At 68.1% G+C, this 3,092-nt stretch carries 3 protein-coding genes and 1 pseudogene; 3 read left to right on the top strand and 1 reads right to left on the bottom strand.

Annotation, left to right across the window (positions count from 1 at the left end; translation table 11 throughout):
• Positions 1-305: 305 nt before the first annotated feature.
• Positions 306-449 carry a hypothetical protein gene (locus WAW17_RS04055; RefSeq protein WP_422331726.1) on the bottom strand — a complete coding sequence of 48 codons (144 nt, stop codon included), beginning with the start codon at positions 447-449 and terminating at the stop codon, positions 306-308.
• 116 nt (positions 450-565) lie between these two features.
• Between WAW17_RS04055 and WAW17_RS04050 the strand changes: the two are divergent.
• The 3 genes and pseudogenes from WAW17_RS04050 to WAW17_RS04040 all read left to right on the top strand — a co-directional run.
• Positions 566-1,148: pseudogene (locus tag WAW17_RS04050) on the top strand (helix-turn-helix domain-containing protein).
• A 50-nt stretch (positions 1,149-1,198) separates the two neighbouring features.
• The gene (locus tag WAW17_RS04045) at positions 1,199-2,302 is read left to right on the top strand and encodes a CapA family protein (protein ID WP_422331725.1); all 1,104 of its coding nucleotides are present in this window, start codon (positions 1,199-1,201) and stop codon (positions 2,300-2,302) included.
• A 62-nt stretch (positions 2,303-2,364) separates the two neighbouring features.
• A partial coding sequence (locus WAW17_RS04040) for a hypothetical protein (RefSeq protein WP_422331724.1) occupies positions 2,365-3,092 on the top strand: 728 nt, incomplete at its 3' end.

The raw sequence follows: 3,092 nt of genomic DNA, 5'->3' as shown, positions 1-3,092 counted from the left end.
CGACATGGAGGCCGTGCACTCCCACGTCAGAAGAGTTCTCATGGACATCGGCGAGGAACTGGGGGCTTCCTACTTTGTCGGCGGTGCCCATCTGGACCCGAGTCTCGTGCCGGGGCGGACCTTGCCGGAAAGAACTTGCGAGCACGCAGTTTGTGCGGAGGGACTTGCGGGGTGCCTGCCTGGTAGCGGCGGATCTGCGGAGAGTGATCTCGCCGCGACGGACCTGCTCGGAGCGGATCTGCGGGATGCGAGGTTGGAGGACGCCTATCTCCCGGTGTCTCCGCTCCCGAGCATTGGCGCAGCCTTTAACTGGATGAGCTGACCTGGCCGGCCCGGCGCGCCACGACGGCCCGGGCGGTGTCGTCGGCGATCAGGTCGGTGTTCATCGCGGCGGCCGCGGTGAGTCCCGCTCCGGCCGCGACGATCACCTGGGTCCGCAGATCGGCCACGCTGCCCGCCACCCAGACCTCAGGCGCCGCGGTCGCACCGTTGGCGTCGGCGGGTACCGCAACGAAAATGGCAAGCGTTTTTGCCAGCGTGGCAAAGTGGTGGGGTGAGGGACGAACTGGCGGGACTCGACGGTGTACTCGATGCGGTGGGGCCGCGCCTGCGGGCGATCCGCGGGAGCGTGGTGCCACACTGGCGCAATTGTCGGAGGCGACGGGAATCTCGGTAAGCACACTGTCGCGCCTGGAATCGGGCAGGCGGCGGCCGACGCTCGAACTCCTGCTCCTGCTGGCCCGGGCCCATCAACTGCCGCTGGACGAACTCGTCGATGCGCCCGCCACCGGCGATCCACGAGTGCACCTGCGCCCGATCAAGCGGGGGGCGGCCACGATCATTCCGCTCACCGGCGGCCGGGCGGAATCCAGGCGTTCAAGCACATCATCCCGCCGCACACCCCGTCCGGCGAGCCGAACCTGCAGGTCCACGAAGGCTACGAGTGGCTGTACGTGCTGTCCGGCCGACTGCGGCTGGTGCTCGGCGAACACGATGTGGTCCTGACCCCGGGCGAGGTGTCGGAATTCGACACGCGCGTGCCGCACTGGTTCGGCAACCCGGGGCCGCAGCCTGCGGAGATCCTCAGTCTCTTCGGTCCGCAGGGCGAGCGGGCGCACGTCCGTGCCCGCCCGGCGGGCTCGCGCTGACCGGCGAGGTCGTGATGCCCGCGGCGATACGCCGTCGTAGTGTCGGAAGTGTGGCCGATACGGTGACCTTGTTTCTTGCCGGGGACGTGATGACCGGCCGGGGCGTGGACCAGATCCTGCCGCACCCCGGCGGGCCCAAGCTGCGGGAACCGTACGTTCGCGACGCGCGCGACTATGTCGCGCTGGCGGAGGCGGAGAACGGCGTCTTCCCGAAGCCGGTCGGATTCGCGTGGCCGTGGGGCGTCGCGCTGTCCGTACTCGAAAAGGCCGCGCCGGATGTGCGGATAGTCAATCTGGAAACCTCTGTCACCACCTCGCGGGACTACGCGCCGGGTAAGGGCATCCACTACCGGATGCACCCGCAGAACATCGGAGTGCTCACCGCCGCGCGAATCGACGTGTGCGGACTGGCGAACAATCACGTGCTCGACTTCGGGATCCGCGGACTGGAGGAAACCGTCGACGTCCTCACCGCCGCGGAGCTGCAGCCGGTGGGTGCCGGGCGCGACGACGCGCAGGCGTGGCGTCCGGCTGCCGTCCAGGCCGGCGCGGTGCGGCTGCTGGTGTGGTCGGTGGGTTCGGTCTCGAGCGGGATCGCCTCGTCGGCCGGCGCGACAGCGTCCCACCCCGGAGTGGCCTTGTTGCCGGACCTGTCGGCGAAAACCGCAGACCACGTGCTGGAACGGATCGATGCGGTCCGCGGGCCGGCGGACCTGGTGGTGGTGTCGGTGCACTGGGGGTCCAACTGGGGATACGCGGTGCCGGACGAGCAGGTCCGCTTCGCGCACTACCTCGTCGACGGTGGTGTGGACATGGTGCACGGGCATTCGTCGCATCATCCGCGACCGTTGGAGATCTACCGGGACAGGCCCGTGCTGTACGGCTGCGGCGACCTCATCAACGATTACGAAGGCATCCGCGGCTACGAACAATTCCGCGACGATCTACGTCTGCTGTATCTGCCGGTGTTCGCCTCCGGATCGCGTGGACTGTGCGGCATGCGGATGGTGCCGGTGCGGGCGCGGCGGATGCGGCTCGAGCGCGCCTCGGCCGCGGACGCGTGCTGGCTGCGGGACGTGCTCACGAAGTCGTCCCGGCCGTTCGGCACTCGGGTGGGAGCGTCGGAAGGCGACGGCGTCTGGCTGGAGTCGTAGCACTTTCGCCGAGCCGGGGGCGAATCCTTCCGATCCGGGACCGGAAGGTGCAGGATTCAGGTATGGCGCTGTTCCAGGTGTGTGTGAACATCGACCCCATGCAGACGGTCATGACGGTCCGCGACGACTCCGGCCAAGTGGTGCAGCGCAGCGTGAAGCCCCCGCGGTGGGGTTTGCTGCCGGAGGGAGCCATCGACCTCATCAAGCTCGAGTCGGCGTTGATCGAACTGGGATACCGGCGACCGCCCACCGCCGACTGGGTCATGGGACATTGGTCCGCGCGCACGGTCGCCGAGCCGGCGCAGAGACCCGAGGCCGCGACCACCGTGTACGACCCGGAGACACTTCGGGAAATCCTCGGCCTCGTCTCGTCGGTCGTGGACTCTCTGGACGACCCGGAGGTGCGTCGGCGATGGTTCGTCGAGGTGTGTCGGCGCGGTGTGGTCGCGAACTTCCAGAACGCCCTCGAAACGCAGCACTGGCAGAACTACGTCGTCGCGAAGGCCGCGTCGATCTCCTATGACGGCGGGCTGCGCGAGAGTCTGGAACAAGCCATCCGCGCCAGCGAGAACGCCTATGCGGAAGGTATGGCCGGCTTTTACGAAGCGCTGGGAAAAGTGCTCGGTCGGCGAGTCAAGACCGATTTCTCCGACGGCGGGGACGTCCGGTCGGCGTGGGTCTCCCTCGCTCACACCGGGGCTGCCCTCATGGAGGGAATGGTGTTGCGAAATGCTGTGTTGCCGAACGCCCCTCGGGACAAGAGCGATCCTTTCGGCACTGGGGACGAAGC

It is taken from the genome of Rhodococcus sp. (in: high G+C Gram-positive bacteria) (assembly GCF_049286785.1).
Taxonomy (GTDB): Bacteria; Actinomycetota; Actinomycetes; order Mycobacteriales; family Mycobacteriaceae; genus Rhodococcus_F.
This window is presented reverse-complemented; position numbering and strand designations above follow the sequence as displayed.